At 38.0% G+C, this 18,505-nt stretch carries 20 protein-coding genes; 12 read left to right on the forward strand and 8 right to left on the reverse strand.

Annotation, left to right across the window (positions count from 1 at the left end; all coding sequences use genetic code 11):
* The first annotated feature begins 8 nt into the window (after positions 1-8).
* The 4 genes from tmk to EMK97_RS01690 all read left to right on the forward strand — a co-directional run bounded on the left by tmk (position 9) and on the right by EMK97_RS01690 (position 2,778).
* The gene (tmk, locus tag EMK97_RS01675) at positions 9-641 is read left to right on the forward strand and encodes a dTMP kinase (protein ID WP_130598844.1); all 633 of its coding nucleotides are present in this window, start codon (positions 9-11) and stop codon (positions 639-641) included.
* A gap of 10 nt (positions 642-651) precedes the next feature.
* The gene (locus tag EMK97_RS01680) at positions 652-1,599 is read left to right on the forward strand and encodes an AAA family ATPase (RefSeq protein WP_130598846.1); all 948 of its coding nucleotides are present in this window, start codon (positions 652-654) and stop codon (positions 1,597-1,599) included.
* Positions 1,600-1,602: 3 nt separating this feature from the next.
* The gene (locus tag EMK97_RS01685; RefSeq protein ID WP_130598848.1) at positions 1,603-1,929 is read left to right on the forward strand and encodes a PilZ domain-containing protein; all 327 of its coding nucleotides are present in this window, start codon (positions 1,603-1,605) and stop codon (positions 1,927-1,929) included.
* Positions 1,930-2,004: 75 nt separating this feature from the next.
* Positions 2,005-2,778, forward strand: a complete 774-nt coding sequence (locus EMK97_RS01690) for a TatD family hydrolase (RefSeq protein ID WP_130598850.1) — start codon at positions 2,005-2,007, stop codon at positions 2,776-2,778.
* A 410-nt stretch (positions 2,779-3,188) separates the two neighbouring features.
* On the opposite strand, the gene EMK97_RS01695 is transcribed toward EMK97_RS01690, so the two are convergent.
* Entirely contained in the window at positions 3,189-4,769 is a 1,581-nt protein-coding gene (locus EMK97_RS01695; protein ID WP_130598852.1) for a cation:proton antiporter family protein, read from the reverse strand.
* Positions 4,770-4,990: 221 nt separating this feature from the next.
* Positions 4,991-5,614, reverse strand: a complete 624-nt coding sequence (locus EMK97_RS01700; RefSeq protein ID WP_130598854.1) for an arylesterase — start codon at positions 5,612-5,614, stop codon at positions 4,991-4,993.
* On the opposite strand from EMK97_RS01700, the gene EMK97_RS01705 reads away from it, so the two are divergent.
* Both EMK97_RS01705 and EMK97_RS01710 read left to right on the forward strand, forming a co-directional pair.
* Positions 5,613-6,326, forward strand: a complete 714-nt coding sequence (locus EMK97_RS01705) for an ABC transporter ATP-binding protein (RefSeq protein ID WP_130598856.1) — start codon at positions 5,613-5,615, stop codon at positions 6,324-6,326. The genes EMK97_RS01700 and EMK97_RS01705 overlap by 2 nt on opposite strands.
* Entirely contained in the window at positions 6,316-8,817 is a 2,502-nt protein-coding gene (locus EMK97_RS01710) for an ABC transporter permease (RefSeq protein ID WP_130598858.1), read from the forward strand. The genes EMK97_RS01705 and EMK97_RS01710 overlap by 11 nt, the downstream gene beginning before the upstream one ends.
* A gap of 185 nt (positions 8,818-9,002) precedes the next feature.
* Here EMK97_RS01710 and EMK97_RS01715 read toward each other — a convergent pair whose 3' ends face one another.
* Positions 9,003-9,362 carry a hypothetical protein gene (locus tag EMK97_RS01715; protein ID WP_130598860.1) on the reverse strand — a complete coding sequence of 120 codons (360 nt, stop codon included), beginning with the start codon at positions 9,360-9,362 and terminating at the stop codon, positions 9,003-9,005.
* Positions 9,363-9,622: 260 nt separating this feature from the next.
* On the reverse strand, positions 9,623-10,039 hold the full coding sequence (locus EMK97_RS01720; RefSeq protein ID WP_130598862.1) for a hypothetical protein: 417 nt from the start codon (positions 10,037-10,039) through the stop codon (positions 9,623-9,625).
* Positions 10,040-10,296: 257 nt separating this feature from the next.
* Here EMK97_RS01720 and EMK97_RS01725 point away from each other — a divergent pair, with 257 nt between their 5' ends.
* Positions 10,297-11,373 carry an AI-2E family transporter gene (locus EMK97_RS01725; protein WP_130598864.1) on the forward strand — a complete coding sequence of 359 codons (1,077 nt, stop codon included), beginning with the start codon at positions 10,297-10,299 and terminating at the stop codon, positions 11,371-11,373.
* A 16-nt stretch (positions 11,374-11,389) separates the two neighbouring features.
* Here the strand turns inward: EMK97_RS01725 and EMK97_RS01730 are convergent, their stop codons facing one another.
* The 4 genes from EMK97_RS01730 to EMK97_RS01745 form a co-directional block, all read right to left on the reverse strand.
* Positions 11,390-11,800, reverse strand: coding sequence for a lysozyme inhibitor LprI family protein (locus EMK97_RS01730; RefSeq protein ID WP_130598866.1), 411 nt, complete (start codon positions 11,798-11,800; stop codon positions 11,390-11,392).
* A gap of 73 nt (positions 11,801-11,873) precedes the next feature.
* The gene (locus EMK97_RS01735; protein ID WP_130598868.1) at positions 11,874-12,176 is read right to left on the reverse strand and encodes a YciI family protein; all 303 of its coding nucleotides are present in this window, start codon (positions 12,174-12,176) and stop codon (positions 11,874-11,876) included.
* A 60-nt stretch (positions 12,177-12,236) separates the two neighbouring features.
* Positions 12,237-12,800 (reverse strand): septation protein A, encoded by a 564-nt coding sequence (locus EMK97_RS01740; protein WP_130598870.1) that lies wholly within the window; start codon positions 12,798-12,800, stop codon positions 12,237-12,239.
* Between the two features lie 95 nt (positions 12,801-12,895).
* Positions 12,896-14,113 carry a M24 family metallopeptidase gene (locus EMK97_RS01745; RefSeq protein ID WP_130598872.1) on the reverse strand — a complete coding sequence of 406 codons (1,218 nt, stop codon included), beginning with the start codon at positions 14,111-14,113 and terminating at the stop codon, positions 12,896-12,898.
* A 212-nt stretch (positions 14,114-14,325) separates the two neighbouring features.
* On the opposite strand from EMK97_RS01745, the gene EMK97_RS01750 reads away from it, so the two are divergent.
* The 5 genes from EMK97_RS01750 (at position 14,326) to EMK97_RS01770 (ending at position 18,501) form a co-directional block, all read left to right on the forward strand.
* A complete protein-coding gene (locus EMK97_RS01750; RefSeq protein ID WP_130598874.1) occupies positions 14,326-15,108 on the forward strand; it encodes a CbbQ/NirQ/NorQ/GpvN family protein in 783 nt (260 codons plus the stop codon).
* An 88-nt stretch (positions 15,109-15,196) separates the two neighbouring features.
* Positions 15,197-15,814: a cytochrome c oxidase subunit 3 family protein gene (locus EMK97_RS01755; protein WP_246028852.1), complete on the forward strand. Its 618-nt coding sequence runs from the start codon at positions 15,197-15,199 to the stop codon at positions 15,812-15,814.
* Between the two features lie 25 nt (positions 15,815-15,839).
* Positions 15,840-16,106: a cytochrome C oxidase subunit IV family protein gene (locus EMK97_RS01760; protein WP_130598876.1), complete on the forward strand. Its 267-nt coding sequence runs from the start codon at positions 15,840-15,842 to the stop codon at positions 16,104-16,106.
* Positions 16,107-16,128: 22 nt separating this feature from the next.
* Complete coding sequence (locus EMK97_RS01765; protein ID WP_130598878.1) at positions 16,129-16,527, forward strand: hypothetical protein; 399 nt, start codon at positions 16,129-16,131, stop codon at positions 16,525-16,527.
* A gap of 120 nt (positions 16,528-16,647) precedes the next feature.
* Positions 16,648-18,501, forward strand: coding sequence for a nitric oxide reductase activation protein NorD (locus EMK97_RS01770; protein ID WP_130598880.1), 1,854 nt, complete (start codon positions 16,648-16,650; stop codon positions 18,499-18,501).
* Positions 18,502-18,505 lie beyond the last annotated feature (4 nt).

Below are 18,505 nucleotides of genomic sequence, written 5' to 3' on the forward strand. Positions count from 1 at the left end.
ACTAAGGTATGTCTAAGGGTAAATTTATTGTTGTAGAAGGGATGGAAGGTGCTGGTAAATCTTCGGCTATTCATGTTATTGAAGCGCTTTTACAACAACATCATATTGAATATATCAATACAAGAGAGCCAGGTGGCACACCATTGGCTGAAACGTTGAGAACGCTAATTAAGGCGACCGATCATCAAGAAACCATTACCCAAGAAACTGAATTGTTATTAATGTATGCCAGCAGAAGTCAATTACTTGCTAATAGAATTTTACCGGCATTAAATCAAGGTCAATGGGTAATAGGAGATCGTCACGATTTAAGCTCTCGCGCTTATCAAGGTGGCGGCCGTGAGTTTGATGATGAAGTGATGGAATCTATTAGTCGGGTGACATTGCAAGGGTTTAAACCAGATTTAACTTTATATTTAGATCTTGATCCAGAAATTGGTTTATCAAGAGCAAAAGCGAGAGGTGAGCTTGATAGAATTGAGCAGGAAAAAATAGATTTTTTTCACCGTGTTAGAAATAAATATCAAGATTTAGCCAGTAAAGATAGTACTATTGTGACGATTAATGCTGAACAAAGCATGGAATTAGTACATCAGGATATTATCAATACTGTTCAGCAATTTATAACCAAGCAAGGGTAAGACCAAGTTTATGTCTTTTAAAGTGCAACTCACTGCGCAATTACAAGCGAATAAACTACCCCATGCAATTTTGTTACATGGTCCGATAGGTAGTGGCAAAACAGCATTAGCACATTGGCTAACTTCAGTACTTGCTTGCCATCAGCCGGAATTTAATGGAGCAGAAATTAATGCCTGTCAGCATTGTAAAGCTTGCTTATTAATTAAGAGCCAAACCTATCCTGATCACCTGACGTTAATGTCTCATGGGGCAAGTTTAGGTGTCGATGATATTCGCCATGCTAATAGCTTTCTTGAAAAAACAGCGCAACTAGGTGGTTATAAAACGGTATTGATTCCAGATGCGCAAGCCATGACCATTGCCGCAGCTAATGCACTATTGAAAACACTTGAAGAGCCAAGCAAAAACAGTTTATTGATTTTGATGGTTCGTGATATGGATATGCTACTACCGACGATTATAAGTCGATGTCATGTTTTATCGATTCGCTCTGTTGTAGGTAAGGCACTATTAGAAAAGCTTGGTTCACAAGCATTAGCTCATGGTGATACTTTAAAAAGTGAAGAAAACTTTTATAATTTAACTCATCTAGCTGAGCTTACAGATAGCGAAGTTTATCAAGACTATATTGAATTTCGTCAGCAATATATTGCTTTTTTACATGGTCAAACAAGTGAGCATAATTTACTGCAACAAGCGCTGCAAACACCCCATGCGATTCGTTGGTTAGAAAAAATAACCTGTAATTTATTGCGCCAAGCCCAATGGCCACAAAATGATAAGCAAACTGATACAGCAGAAATTAATTTATCAATTGAGGTGTTTAATCAATTATATAAAGTTATAATTAAGCACACTAAGGTAATAAAATCATATACGCAGTCTAATGAGCAATTTGTTGTAGAGCAGCTTTTGATGGCCTTAAATGATATTGTCAAAAGTAGTACAAGGAGATAATACTTGGTTCCTTTAAATGTAGAGTTTCATACAGAACGTGATTTATATTTAGCTTTTATGCCTTTTTTAAAAGAAGGTGGCATTTTCGTTCGCACTCCACGTGTTTATGAATTAGGAGCTGAAGTTGAGCTTAATGTGTTATTGCCTGATTCACTTGAGCCTTCTGTGGTTAAAGGCGAGGTTTGTTGGCTTACCCCCATTGGTGCGCAAAATGGCACGCCACCGGGTGTCGGTGTGAGTTTTGTAGAAGATCCAGATAAGATAAGACACCAAATTGAGCAAGCAATCGCTCGTCACTTGAATTCTTCAGAGCCGACACTGACTATGTAGTGTCAGGCTATCTTGCTATTGAGTGCTATTCTGCACTTACCTTGTTAGTTTTTATATTTACTAGTAGGAGATACCTTGTATATCGACTCTCACTGTCATCTCGATCGATTAGATTTATCATTACATGACAACAATTTAGATAATGTTATTGCCGCGGCAACAAAAGCACAAGTAACTGAAATGCTTTGTGTCAGCGTAACGCTAAAAGATTTTCCTAGCATGTTAGAGAAAACCAAACATTACGATAATGTTATGTTGACTTGCGGGGCTCATCCGCTCAATCAAGAAGGCGCGATAAACCCTGAAGAGTTAAACAAGTTAGCACAACATGACAAAGTGATTGCCATTGGTGAAACCGGCTTAGATTACTTCTATGCACCCGAAACTAAAGCATTGCAATTAGATTCATTTAAAAAACATATTGGTGTTGCTAAAGCGCTGAATAAGCCTTTGATCATCCACACCAGAGATGCACAGCAAGATACCTTAAATATGTTGCGACAAGAAGGTGCAGATTCAGTTGGTGGTATTTTACATTGCTTTACTGAAAGCTGGGAGATGGCAGAGCAGGCGATTGACTTAGGTTTTTATATTTCGTTTTCTGGCATTGTCACCTTTAAAAATGCTAAAGCATTAAGAGAAGTTGCAGCACTTGTACCAGAGGATAAATTCTTAATTGAAACAGATGCGCCTTATCTAGCCCCAGTACCACATAGGGGGAAAGAAAACCAACCTGCTTATGTTGTTGAGGTAGCTAAACACCTAGCCAGCATCCGTGGTCAATCAGTTCAGAGTATTGCTGAGCAATCCACTGATAATTTTAACCGCTTATTTAAACGAAACGGTTAAAGATTAGTATTTTAAGTTGATAAAAAAAAGTCCAAAACATACAGTTTTGGACTTAAAGGAATGGCTCAAGGGGTTTGAGCCGTGCGCTAATTTCAAAAAACACTACGAAGGAAAAACATAATACAAATGCGAGCAATCAAGCATTTTGTAATAGGATAACCTTAGTTACAGCCTTAATAGCAACAACAAAATACTCAAGGTGTAAATTAAGTGTAGTGTAACTTTTAAATTTGTCTAATTTTTATTTCTATCTTGTCTAATTATTTGATTAATACACGGAAATTTGATTTCGTTGTTTGCTGTTTGTAACTGTACTGCACAGTTTATCAGCTGGCTGTAAACTGCTTTCTCACAAGTTATGCACAGCTGATAATTAGGGGTTTATGTTAGTTTTAGCTATTTCGATAGAATTAGCTAGCGAGTTCTTTATTCTTTAACATTGCTAAACTTTCTTCTGCAAAACCTACACCAGCTTCGTTATAAAAGTTGAATACTTTGTTGATACCAAAGTCTTCAAGTGTTTTACGTTCATCATCGTAACGGGCGACAGCGGCAATTTGTCCCTGATAATTGGCGGCTTTTAATTGCTGGGTGATGCTTAAACTATCTTGTACTGATGGTAGAGCGAGCAATACCAACTTAATTTTGCTTAAGTCTATGCTTTCCCAAAAGTGAATATCTTCCGCATCGCCATAATATGCTTGTGTACCTTCACGCGTTAACCAATTGATTTTATCTTTATCGGCGTCTAATCCCCATGCGTGCTGCGATTCATGTGCGTTGATGGCGTTATAAGCACCCATACCGACACGACCCATACCAATAATAACGATAGGGCGTTGGCATGGCTGACTAAAGCTATCTTCACTGAGTTTTTCACTACGTTCAAAGCGACTAAGGAGATGACGATATTTACCAAATGTTGTATGGGCATGACTGTATATCACGTTGGTGATGATAAAAGAAATGGCGACCGTGAGTGCTAAAATAACTAGCCATTCATTACTTAGCCATCCAGCAGTAACGCTAAGTGATGCAACAATTAAACCGAATTCACTAAAATTACTTAAGGCAAGTGCACTTAAGAATGACGTTCGACAACGTAGTTTTAATAAACTAAATAGAGCAAAGAAAAGCGCAAATTTAATTGGCACTAACAGCATAAACATCATCGCCAAACCTAACATTTCAAGTGTTGGTTTTGCAGTAAAGCCAATTGATAGGAAAAAACCAATTAGAAATAAGTCTTTAAAACTCATTAAGGCTTTATTGAGTTCGGTTGCTTTAATATGGTTCGCTAAAAACATACCGATTAATAAAGCACCTAGATCTCCTTTGATATTTACCAATTCAAATAACTCATAACTACCTAATGCTAAAAAGAAACCTGTCAGTGGGATCAGCTCGCCATGGCCAACATAATTGATAATTTTATTAATCAGCGGTTTAACAAAAAATAGCAGTAGCAGAGCAAAGGCCCAAATAGAAGGGATTTTCCCAGTTGCAGCCACTAAGAAAACAACAGCAAAGATATCTTGAATAACGAGTATGCCGACAGCAAGCCTGCCGTGACGTGTTCGCATTTCGCCGTTTTCTTCTAACAGCTTAACAACACATACGGTACTGCTAAAACTCAGGGCAAAGGCTATTAGTAGTGCTGTTTGAAAATCTAACGATGCGAAATAATTAAAGCCTATGAAAGCAAATAGTTTAATGCTAGTAATAGCAATGACTATCCACAATGTTGTATGTAATGAGCAGCCTAGCCAAACTTCAGGCTTTAGTAAGCTTTTTACATTAAGTTTTAAACCTATAGTAAAAAGCATTAGCGTAATGCCTAAATCGCTCAATTTGCTCAAGGTATCATCTGCTTGATAACCGATAAAGTTAAGTATAAACCCTGCGGCCAGATAACCAATTGATGGTGGTAGCGAGCCAGATTTAGCGGCTAAGCCACAGACGAAAGCAAAAAGAATCCAAATAAAATCCATAAGGTTACTCTAAACACGTGAATGTATTGTTGCTACCATTGTTTTTATGATGTTTTTTAATGGTATAGGCATAAAAATAATAGCGCTAAGTTTACATTATTTTAGCGTAATTAAACTAGAGGCTGTTGATATTTGAATTTATTTTTATTCTTAGATTGAAGTGTGTAGGCTGTTATCTATATCAGTGGTGCTTATAAGACTAACAGCCTGATATACAAATATTAGCTGTTAGTAAGCCAAGTGTTGATTTCTCGGTACATAAAGTCTCTGATAATGGGTTGTGCTTTCGCATTCGGGTGTAGATTATCTTTTAGCATAAGCTCAGGATTTACCGCGACTTCTAGCATAAAATAGGGCATTAAATAAGCGCCAGTGTTTTGGGCAACGCTTTGATAACTTTTTATAAACATATTGCGGTAACGATTACCTAAATTAGGTGGTATTTGAATTTCCATTAGCGCTACTTTAGCGCCTGCTTGTTGGCTTTTATGAACAAGCTCAGTTAAGTGCTTTTGTAATAGTTTTACCGGAAAGCCTCGGATACCATCATTACCACCGAGTTCAATTAAAACATGGCTAGGTTGGTGTACTTTAAGCCATTGATCTACCTTTAACAGAGCATTATCAGTTGTTTGTCCGCTAATTGCCGTATTAATAATGGTGATGTTCGCTTGTTGTTCATCATATTTATTTTGTAACAAATCAACCCAAGCTTGTGCTTGCTCTAGACCATAGCCAGCGCTTAAGCTGTCACCTATAAGTAAAATTTTCTGCTGGGTGGCGTTTGCAATACTTGGTAAAGCCAGCAGGAAAATCAATATGAATTTTAGGAAAAAACGAGTCATGTCAGTACTTTCTCAGTTAAATGTTATTCAAGTTTCAGGGCTTACCAAATCGGTAAACACCTTGGAAGGAAGCCTTACTATCCTTAGCGATATCAGCTTTGCTGTCAAGTCAGGAGAATCTGTTGCGATTGTTGGCGCATCTGGCTCGGGTAAGTCAACATTATTGAGTTTACTCGCAGGCTTAGATGTTGCTTCAAGTGGAGAGATCCACCTTGATGGTGAAGCATTATCAAAGCTGGGTGAAGAGGCGAGGGCAAAAATTCGCGCAGATAAAGTCGGCTTTGTATTTCAGTCATTTATGTTGGTTCAAAGTTTAACCGCACTAGAAAATGTTATGTTGCCTGCAGAATTAGCTTCGGCGCCTAATGCCAAGCAACAAGCATTAGAGCTACTTGAGAAGGTGGGTCTTTCTCATAGGTTAGGGCATTATCCTTCACAATTATCAGGTGGTGAACAGCAGCGTGTTGCCATTGCGAGAGCTTTTATCGGCGAGCCTAAGATATTATTTGCCGATGAGCCGTCTGCAAATTTAGACAGCAAAAACGGTCATTTGATTGAAAAGTTATTATTCGACCTAAACAAGCAAAATGGCACAACATTGATTTTAGTTACACACGATGAACAACTAGCGCAGCAATGTCAGCGTATCATTCATATTGAGGGCGGCCAACTTGAGGATATTCGCCAAGGAGTATCAGTCAATGTGGGTTAAGTTAGCGGTTAAGTTATTTTTACGAGAATTTAAGCGTGGTGAGTTAACTATTATTTTTGCAGCAATTGCCTTAGCTGTATTAACGGTTTTTAGCTTATCTTCAATTACAGAGCGAATCGGGCTAAATATTGATCAAAAAACCAGTGACTTTATTGCCGCAGATCGCCGTTTATCAAGTAACCATGCCTTTCAGCCAGAAATATTAACAAAGGCATCAGATTTTGGCTTAGCTACGGCAAAAATGTTGTATTTTGATTCAATGTTATTTGCTAATGATGAGCTTGTACTGTCGTCTGTTAAAGCAACAACAGCTGGTTATCCGTTACGTGGCAAGCTTATAGTTAAAACTAGTTTAATCGGTGAAGAGCATGAAGTAGCGGCTGGCCCTACGCCAGGCAACGTTTGGTTAAGTGAGGGATTATTTTACTCGTTAGGGGTAAAAGTTGGTGATGAAGTCGAACTTGGCGCAGGTGTTTTTACCGTATCTAAAGTTCTGGTAACTGAGCCAGATGCACCATTTTTTTCGTTATCAGGTAATAAGCGTGTTTTATTAAACTATGATGATATTGAAAAGACACAAACTGTGCAGCCGGGCAGTAGAGTGTTTCATCGCTTATTGTTTGCCGGAACAGAGCAACAGCTAACAGATTATTATTCATGGTTAAAGCCGAATTTAAAAAGTAATCAAAACTGGGAAGGGATCAAAGACAGGCAATCACCTCTTGGTGAAAATTTAGCGCGCTCTGAACGATTTTTATTATTGGCGGGTTTATTTGGCATTATGTTAGCTGCGGTAGCTATGGCTGTATCAGCTAAACGTTACTGTGAAAGGCAGTATGATCCTGTTGCTATGATGAAAACATTAGGAGGTAGTCGAGGTACTATTCGAAAAATATTTCTCTTACATCTTAGCTTAGTGACCTTGAGCTCTATTGTAGTTGGTTTGTTGTTGGGCTTTGTTCTACAGCATATTGGCGCAAGTTATCTTGCACAATTTATGGGCACTGTATTACCAGCAGCAGGTATGAAACCTTGGCTTTTATCTTGTGTGGTTGGTGTTTTATGTGCGTTGATGTTTTCTTTAAAGCCTCTTTTGGATTTATTTGATATTCCACCGCTTCGCGTGTTACGCCGCAATTTAGGTGATAGCTTAACCTTGAGTAAGGTGCATCTTAGTTTATCCATGTTAACCATATTAGTCCTTATGTGGGTATTTAGTGGTGAAATCGTAACAACCTTAATTTTGTTTGGCTCAACTTTAGTGGTTATCGCTGTTTTATTTGCGATATCGCGAGGGCTGTTTTTTGCAGGCAGACGTTTAGGATTAAGGCCTGGCAGTAGTTGGTCGTTAGCTATTGCTACCTTGCAAAAGCGCGCCAATGCCAATGCTGTTCAGCTAATTAGTTTTGCACTGGCAATTAAGTTGATGTTGTTTCTTGTCGTTTTAAAAAATGACATGATTGCCGATTGGCAAATGCAGGTGCCTGAAGATGCTCCTAATATGTTTATTATTAATATTGCAGAGCATGAAGTGCAGCCTATTCAAGAATTTTTTGTTCAGCGCAACATTCCTCATGAAGCCTTTTACCCTGTTTTTAGTGGTCGAGTTGATGCGGTTAATGGCGAGCCTTATGCTCGTAGAATTTCAAAACAGGAAGGAGAGCAGCAAGAAGAGCAAGCAAGAGAAGGGGTTAGCCGAGAGCCAAATTTAACTTGGCTTGATGAAGTGCCTGAAGGTAATGAAATTGTTGAAGGGAAATGGTTTAGTAATACCGACGAGATTGAAGTGTCTGTATTTGAAGGTTGGCGAGATGTACTTGGTTTAGAGCTAGGAGACGTTATAACGCTTTTAGTCAATGAACAGCCTATAGAAGCCAGAGTAACTAGCTTTAGAAGTGTTGATTGGGGCACGATTAAACCCAACTTTGTCATGATTTTAAGCCCAAACATTGCAGGGCAAGTACCAGTGACTTATTTTAGCGCAGCACAACTTCAAGCGCATCATACTAAAGATATCAATGCGTTATTAAAACGTTTACCTACGGTGAGCATGATAGATATTAAAGCGCGTATAGAGCAAGCTCAATCGATTATTGCGCAAGTATCATTAGCCATTGGTTTTGTGCTATCTATTGTGCTGATTAGCGGTGCATTAGTGCTAATATCTCAGGTTCAAGCAAGCTTGGCTGAACGTATGCAAGAAGTTGTTATTTTGCGTACATTAGGCGCGAGAGCACGGTTAATAAAATTAGCCACTTTATACGAGTTTTTACTCTTGGGGGCTATTGCTGGCCTAGTGGCTGCAGTTGTAAGTGATATTGCTTTATTAATCATTCAGCAGCAGTTATTTAGCGTTGATGGTAGGTTACACCCTTATATTTGGCTTTTAGGGCCGGCAACGGGGGCACTGTTTGTTGCTGTAATAGGTTACTTTATGGTGGCAAACACCATGAGGCAAAATACCCAAGGTTTGCTAAGGAAAATTGCTTGAAATTGACAATATTGCTTTGCTATTGATAAAAATAGCTCATTGCTAAAAATATCAACAAAGGTCAACGCGCCCTAGACTTCTGCGCTCAATAACTTAAGTAATTGGGCGTTTTTTTATTGTGTTAATCGTTTACCTTGTTTGAATATCAAAGTTATTCAGCCTAACTCTTAACAAATTGAGGTTATTTACCATGACCCAATAATAAAATCTAAATTTGCCATGGTAAAACAAAAAATAAATGCAGCTAATAATGCTGCCTGAAAAAGAGAGTAATTATTCTTTTTCGTTTCTAAAAACTTTTTGACACAAAAAGCTAGAAAAAAAGTGACGAAAAAGCCACCTAAAAGGCCATAAAACAACCATGTTTCTATTGCACCACTAAGTATGTCAGTAAAGGTTTTATCTGAATTCGAATGGTTTGAAAAAGGGCCAATATAACCTAAAAATGGCGCAGGATATCGATAGAGTAAAGAAAGTAGAAACTGTATAGGCAAGCTAAGTAATATAGAAAAAACACCGCATCCAAAATACTTAGCTTCATTCATAATATTATTACCAATATTGACTTAATTAGGCTGTAATGAAAAAGAATAGTTTCCATAATAAGTGCCTGTCCATGACCTGTTAAGGACTTCTACTTTGCGATAAAACGGCACATGTTATCTTTGAGCGCTTTATCACAAACTGATTTAGATGTTCCTGCATCGTAACAAACATCATGTGATTGGTGTGTTAAAGGATACAAATCAGGAACAGCAAAGTACCAGTCAGAGCCATAGCCGACACTTAATGAAGTTGATAAATTCTAGTTAACATCACTATATTCAGTTTCACTTGATTGCTTTTGTAAAACGCTTGCTGTAATAGCGTCATATCTTTCAAAGATTAAATTAAAAAATATTCTCTCAATTTTGGATATTGGACTCTTGCGTTTATTACCTTCGCTATCAATGGCGACTACAACGGCTATTTTTTTATCCGTATCAAGTACATATTTAGCTTCAGGAAACATGTTAGTACAATACTCAAAAGTATTAAATCTGCTTGCACAAAAAGTAATATCATCGCCCGATATGGTATTATTTAACAGCAAGACGTCTTCGACATATTCTTCTATGACTTTATTTCGTATAGTGTTTTCATTTAATAAGCCAGCAGATGAAATAGATGGCAACAGTATAAGAGCAAACAAAAATATACGTATTATTAATGGCTTTTTCATTATTTAATTCCTTTTAAAGTTAATATCAATCGAGCCTCAAATAGCGATAATTATTAAACGCTGTCACCCTAAATAAATAGAACTTTATATAGTCAGTACCTCAGTTACTCGACTGGCGACACTTATTTATTCATGTTGTTATTTTAGTATATGATTTACTAATTAACTTTGTAAACGGCATTGTTAGTGGAAGATTCTAGTGATGAAAAATTATTTCGGGTATAGTAGCGAGATTGATTTTCAAGGAATGCTAGTTCATGGTATCTAACGTTAAAAATAACCCAATGGTTAAAGGATTTGTCACGGTAGCGGCAATTTTTATTATTTTTGCTGGCATTAAAACCGCCGCTAATATTTTAGTACCATTTTTATTGTCATTGTTTATCGCCATTATATGTAATCCTTTGGTAGCAAAAGCGAGCGAGTATAAAATCCCTAAAGCCATCTCGGTAATTTTTGTCATAGCGGCATTTGTTATCATTGCACTATCGTTAACCGGGCTTGTTGGCAAATCACTCAATGAGTTATCTCAGCACATTCCTCAATATCGAGAACAATTAAAAGCTCAATTTGTTTGGTTAAGCAGTTTTTTTGAACGATATGATATTAATATTTCTATCTCGGTCCTAACCCAGTATTTTGATCCCGCAGCAGCAATGGGCTTAGCAGCAGATATGTTAAGTGGTTTTGGCTCTGTTATGGCGAATTTGTTCTTAATCGTTTTAACGGTTGTTTTTATGCTCTTTGAAGCTTCATCGTTTCCACATAAGTTACATTTTGCTATGGATGATCCGCAAATGAGGCTTAATCAAATCGAGCGATTTTTATCATCAGTGAATCACTATATCGCGATTAAAACCTTAGTGAGTCTAGCAACGGGTTGTATTGTTTCTTTGATGTTGTGGGCCTTTGGCTTAGACTTCTTCTTACTTTGGGGCGTATTGGCTTTCCTTTTAAACTACATTCCTAATATCGGCTCTATTATTGCCGCGGTACCACCGATGACATTAGCTTTGTTACAGCTTGGCGTTCCTGAGGCTGGCTTTATTGGTTTAGGCTATATAGGTATTAATATGGTCATGGGCAATATTATTGAGCCAAGGTATTTAGGTAAAGGGCTTGGTCTATCAACACTGGTGGTGTTTTTATCGTTAATCTTTTGGGGTTGGTTACTTGGCACTGTAGGCATGCTGTTAAGTGTGCCGTTAACTATGATATTAAAAATTGGTTTGGAAAACTCACCAGAAGGTCGATGGCTTGCAGTATTGTTAAGTGATGAGCAGGAAGTGGTAGAAAAGTCTCAGCAAGCTTTAGCTTCTTCTGAAAGTAGCTAAAACTTGCTAGCGCCTGTTATTGTGCAGTAGCAGGCTGCTCCGTTAAGCTGTTGATACGTGCCTGACTAAGGTTAATGTAGCATTTTTTATAAGCTATACTGGCACCTTTTTCAGGAGAGACAGCTAAATAACGCCAACGACAATTATTTTCGCGAAAGGTGATAAAATTACTTTGCGCTCGCTTAAACATTTTTAAGGCTGAGTAGCGACCATTGACCAGTGCTTTCTCTTCTAAATTAAACACATGGTGATTTACCCAAGTTTGCAATTCTCTATCGAGAGAATCGATCACACCATCATAGCAGCGCTCCAGTGCTTTATCATCGCTTTGCTGGCAGTTTTCAATTTTATCAACAGCATAGGCTGATGGCATTAGTAATGTTGCTATGGAAATTGAGAGATTAAAACTAAGTGTTGATAATTTCATTAGTTTATTTGCTCACCTCGTTAATTAAAATAAAGCGATTGATAAGTGATTTTATCAATCGCTTTTCTGATTGTTATGCCGGTAAAACTTTTTTATAAGGTTTAACTGTTACTTGTTTATAGACACCAGCAGCGATGTAAGGGTCTTGATCTGCCCATTCCTTGGCTTGTGCTAAGGATTGAAATTCTGCAATGATCAGTGAACCGGTAAAACCTGCTTCACCCGGATCATTGCTATCTATAGCAGGGCAAGGGCCAGCGACAAGTAAGCGTCCTTGATTTTGTAATTCAGATAAGCGCGCTAAATGGTGCTCCCTAACTGATAATCTTAGTTCAAGTGAGTTTTCGACATCTTCGCTGTATATTAGGTAGTACATGTATTATCCATTTATAATTGTAGGTAATGAGTGATATTTTCCAAATAATCATTAAAAGCGTTATTCAGCTTTCGTTTTACTTGCTTGCTCATCTTCTTCTTGTGGTAAGTATTTATAGACGAACAAAATAGAACTAATAGCGAAAATAAAGGTTAGAGCAGTTAGGCCAAATACTTTAAAGTTCACCCAAGTTTCTAATGCAAAGTTATAAGCAACGTATAAATTTAATCCACCACAAAATAAAAAGAATCCTGCCCAGGCTAAGTTCAATCTTGCCCAAATATGCTCAGGTAGTGTCATGGCATCACTTAGGAATTTTTTAATTAGGTTCTTCTTAAAGCCGTAGTAACTAACTAAAAGACCAGCAGCAAAGAAGCCATTTATGATGGTGACTTTCCATTTTATAAAGGCATCATTTTTAAAGAATATAGTTAGGCCGCCAAAAATTAGCACAACAAAAAACACCACTAGGTGTTGTGTTGGTATTTTTTCTTTTCTTACTAGGTAATAAAGCATTTGTAATGCAGAGGTAACAATGAGGGAAGCGGTTGCCCAATAAACATCGGCTAGCTTGTAAGTGATCAGAAAAACAATCAGAGGTATGTATTCAAAAAAAATCTGCATATCAAGTGTTACTAAAAATAATGATATGCAGATTTTAACGAATGCAGCCGTATTAGCCAAACAATATCAGAAGAATTTTGCTAGCCTTACGAGTATTAGGCGTTGTAGCCAAACGGGTCATCAATTGAGTGTGCTGGCTCGGTAAACCATTTTGGACCATTATCTGTCATATAAAAATGATCTTCTAAGCGAATACCAAACTCATCAGGCAATACTAACATTGGCTCGTTTGAGAATGACATCCCTTTAGCCAGTGGTGTTTTATCACTGCGAACTAAATATGGCCATTCATGAATATCAAGACCGATACCGTGCCCAGTACGGTGAGGACAGCCTGGTGTTTGATAATCAGGACCTAAACCTTGGCTTGCAAGGTACTCTCTTGCCGCTACATCAACCTCACCACAAGGGACGCCAATTTTTGCTGCATTAAATGCTGCAATTTGGGCATCTTTTTCAATTTGCCACATATCGCGTTGCCTTTGGTTCGCTTCACCAAATACATAAGTACGAGTGATATCTGAGTTGTATCCTTCCACTTGACAACCCGTATCAATTAATACGACGTCATTTAACTCAAGCGCTTTAGGTGTTTTAACACCATGTGGGAATGAAGAGTCTTTACCAAAGAGAACGATACAAAAATATGAACCGGCAGGTGCGCCAAGCTTAATATGTGCTTGGTTGATAAAACTCGTTACTTCAGCCGTAGTAATACCTTCATATAAAATACGTGCTACCGCTTTATGTACTTCTAATGTCATATCTTTTGCACGTTGCAATAATGCAATTTCGCTATCAGATTTTTGGCTACGACATGTTGCCGTGATAACTTTGGCATCAACTAAAGTTAATTCTGGGCTGACATTTTTAATGCCATTGGCAATGAAAAAGGATGAAGATTCATCAATGGCTAAAACGCCATTTTCTACACCAAACTGCTGTAGTAATTGTTGGGTTAGGGCATAAGGGCTTTCATGCTCATGCCAGCCGTGCACTTCACCTGTTAAGGTCATGTGTTGTTTAATGGTATCAATTTCAAAGTTTGGCACAATATAATGAATAGCACCTTGCTTTGTTACTAAAGCGCCAACCATACGTTCACTTGGGTACCAACGTGTACCAGTGAAGTAGTATAAGTTTGTACCGGCATTTAGATACATGGCATCAATATTATGCTCTTGCATCAATTGAGTTGCATTATCAATGCGTTGTTTAAATTCGCTTGTTGATATTGGCACAATATCTGTTGTCATATTGCTCAGTTTTTCTAACTCTATTGCAGCTGTTGAGCCGCCAACGCCAATTGTCATTATCTTTACCTCTGTTTATATTGATAATCAATAATCATCGAAATATACAATATACATCAATATTTCAGTAGTCGCAGGTTTTATTTTGTTTTTACTTTGTGTTAGCCAATATTTGCTGCTTGATCTTTATCAACTAAGTGGCCTGCTATGCTTGTGCTTTAGCTTATAGCAGAGTACTTTACTGTCAAGTTTTCAAGGAATTTAGCAATATTATGAGTAACAGTAATTTATTTTACCAAGAACAAAGTAACGAAGTATCGTTGTTTAACTATGCATTCGAGCATGAACTACCGGTATTAATTAAAGGCCCAACCGGATGTGGTAAAACACGTTTTGTTGCCCATATGGCAGAAAAGCTTAATAAGCCACTTTATACGGTTGCTTGTCATGACGATTTAACTGCTGCCGATCTTGTTGGTAGACACCTGATTGGCCCACAAGGAACCTATTGGCAAGATGGCCCTTTAACTAAGGCCGTTCGAGAAGGTGGGATTTGTTACCTTGATGAAGTTGTTGAAGCGCGTAAAGATACCACAGTAGTTTTGCACCCGTTAGCAGATGATAGACGCGTATTACCGCTAGAACGTACAGGTGAGCTTTTAGAAGCTGCACCAGGTTTTATGTTAGTTGTTTCATACAACCCAGGTTATCAGAACTTACTCAAAGGTATGAAGCCAAGTACTCGTCAGCGTTTTGTCGCACTGCGTTTTGATTATCCTTCGGCTGAATTAGAACAGCAAATCTTAATTAAAGAGGCAGGCGCAGATCCGCATTTAGCTTTTAAACTTGTTGAGCTGGCAACGGCATTGCGTAGACTTGAGCAAAATGATTTAGATGAAGTTGCTTCAACACGTTTACTTATTTACGCAGCCCGTATGATTGGCTCAGGTATGGCACCTTTGGAAGTGTGTCGTTGTTGTTTAGCTGAACCCTTGTCAGATGATCCGCAAACCGTTAAAGCACTAATGGACGTTGCCAAAATCTATTTCGATTAGATTTTGCATCTCAACCATTAAATATGTGATAGCAAGCAGACACTGTACTTAGCTTGCTATCATGTCAATTTTATCTCTATCAAATGTTATGAATTCTCAGACAATCGTTAGCCAGCAAAATAAAGAGCTCTCAAGCTCAACTCCAGCCCAGCATGTAGCTAAATTGCCGGGTGACTTAGCTATGTGGTTTTTTATTCTGGCAGAGTTAACTGTTTTTGCGATATTTTTTATTGGTTTTGCAATAGCAGAATATCAATCACCCGACATGTTTAGCCAAGGTAAGCAACAGCTGCACCAAAGTGCTGGGTTAATTAATACCATTGCGTTAATTACCAGTAGTTTATTTGTGGCGTTAGCATTAGCGCAAATGCATTTAAATAAAGGTAAGCAAGCTGCGCTGTTACTGATTCTGGCAAACCTTATTGCTGTCATTTATATCGTAGTAAAAATATGGGAGTACCAGGCACTTTTTTCTCAAGGTATCACGATAGAAACCAATACCTTCTTTACCTTATATTTCCTTATTACCATGTTTCACTTAATGCATGTGCTATTGGGTATGGTGATTCTTATTTATATTGCCAAGCGAGCTGTTTCAGGCGCATACGATAAAGGTAAAGTATCTGGGTTTGAATCCGGTGCAAGTTATTGGCATATGGTTGATTTATTGTGGATTATTTTATTTCCGCTTATCTATGTAATCTAATGAATGGATACTGAGTGTAAAAGTTATGTTTACTATACAAGAGACGACTAAAAAAGCGCTGATAAGCTGGCTCTGGTTAATTGTACTGACTTTCTTATCCGCCTATTTAGATCGTTTTATCGGTTATGGTTGGCTTGTTGTAAGTACAGCACTTTTTGTTGTTTTTCTTAAAGGGCAGCAAATTATCGATATATTTATGGAATTGAAGCATGCGCCGCGATTTTGGCGTATGCTATTATTAAGTTATGTATTGCTTATCCCTTTGATTCTAACACTAATATACTTAATTTAAGTCAAGGCAAAAGGACAATGTTATGATTGGCTCATCAAAACCTAGTACAAAATTCTCTGTAGTTTGTCAGTCACTGTATCTTGCCAATTTATTACTTTTGCCCGGTGTTTTCTTTTGCGTTTTACTTTATTTTTTTTACCGATACGTGACATTAGCAGAAAGGGGCAAAGCGGTAGATAAAACATGGCAGCTTAAAACTTTGGGGATAGGTAAAATTCATTTATACCGAAGTGTACAGCTTTCATTTTTAGCTGGGATTATGCTAGTTATTTTACCCTTGCTGGTTGTATTACTGTCTGAAAAATTTGAAGCCTCGGTAATGGTTATGTTGTTCTATTTTATTACCTTGCATGCCGCATTTGTGCTTATTGGTATGTTAAATTTATCGCGCGCCATGGCAAAAAAATTACCTTTGTTTTAATTTAGAACAGCTAATCCTAGTAAAGTAAATCATTTCTATTAACACTTGACCCATATCACAACAATACTTGAATTTATTGCTACAATGGCAGCATAACTTAGTAAGAAAATTAGAAGTGTTATGGAAGAATGGGTTGGCGAAATTTGGCATAAATACATTACCAGAAAGGCAAATCCAGAATTTGATCAAGCAAGGGTGAGTTTTGATCAAGTCAGTAAGTCAGTTGGTATGGTTTTTCGTGCTTTAGGCGGTGATATTGTTAAGCGCGTTGAAGCTGCCTCAAGTCGTGAGTACTTAACTCGAAAGTCCTTTTTACAAAAAATTTCCGGTGATAGCCAGCTTGTGAGTCTTGCATGGCAAGATGACGAAAGTTTGCGCTTGCCTGAATCATTAGCTGTATTTCCCACACCAGAGCTTAATTATGATCTTTATATTTGGTTAGCAGTATTAGCCGCTCATCACGATGGTCAATTTAGGCATTGGGCTAAAGATAATCAGCAATTAGTGGTTGATGTACTTGAACAGTACCCAAGCCTAAGAGCAAGATATCAACGTTTAGCGAGTGCTTTTGTTGAGCTTCGCCCGAGTATTGACTCGCTTCCTAAAGCTGAAAAAGAGATGGAGCAGGCGATACAGCAGGGGATTCTAAAGCCGGGCTCTGTGACAGAATTTCCTTTAGTTAACTTTGCCCCGAAAGCTGTGTATTTGTGGCTTTATCCTTCAGCGAGTTCAGAGGATGTCATACAAGCTCGCTATGATGATAAAGAATCAGAACAGAGTGATGACGAAAAGAATAAAAAGAATGCTAAGAAAACCAATAATGCTCGTAAGAAAGCTGAGCGGGTAGAATCGCCAGATGAACGTAATGGCATGATGATTTTTCGACTAGAAAGCATGTTTTCATGGAGTGAGTTTTCAAAACTGGATCGAGGCAGTGATGACAGTGACGAAGATGATGAAGACTACCAGCGAACGATAGAAGATTTAGACAAAATCACCTTATCTCAGCAACAAGAGCAAACTAAAAGTGGCCAAATAAAGGTAGATCTTGATTTACCTTCGGCATCAGAAGACGATATTCCCTTAGGAGAAGGTATTAAATTGCCAGAGTGGGATTATCGCAAGCAGCACTTAGTTGAAGAGCGTTGTTTATTACAACCTATGCTGCCAAGAGACGCCAAAGCGGCATCTTTACCTCACCGTTTGCAAAGAACAGCAAAATCAATTCAGGCACAATTTGAGCAATTACGTAGTGTACGCTATTGGTTAAAGGCGCAACCTCAAGGAGAAGAGTTAGACTTAAGTGCTTGGTTAGACTTTCATGTTGAAAGTAAAACTTCTGCTACTGCTGAAAAAGGATTGTTTCAATCATTTCGCGGCAACCACAGGGATATGTCTTGTTTATTGCTCGCTGATTTATCCATGTCAACAGATGCCCACTTAGATGACGATAACCGCGTAATTGATGTCGTTCAAGATAGCCTGTTACTTTTTGGTGAAGCGCTGAGTTCGGTAGGTGATAACTTTGCAATGTATGGCTTTTCATCAGTAAGGCGCACTAATGTACGCTTTACTATGCTGAAGAATTTTAATGAAGCCTATAGTAATCATGTAAGAGGGCGTATTCAGGCAATAAAACCTGGGTTTTATACTCGTATGGGGGCTGCTATTAGGCAAGCAACTAAGGTCATTAATGAACAAAAAACCACAGAAAAATTATTGCTAATTTTAACGGATGGCAAACCCAACGATATAGATCATTATGAAGGTCGTTTTGGTATAGAAGATACCCATCAAGCAATTTGTGAGGCGAAACGATTAGGTATTAAACCGTTTTGCATTACTATCGATGTAGATGCACAAGACTATTTACCTTATTTATTCGGTAGTGATGGTTTTACGCAAATATTAAGGCCTGCACAGCTGCCAACACGACTACCACAGCTGTATCATCAGCTGACATCACAAAACTAAGAGT

It is taken from the genome of Litorilituus sediminis, assembly GCF_004295665.1.
In the GTDB taxonomy this organism is placed as follows: domain Bacteria; phylum Pseudomonadota; class Gammaproteobacteria; order Enterobacterales; family Alteromonadaceae; genus Colwellia; species Colwellia sediminis.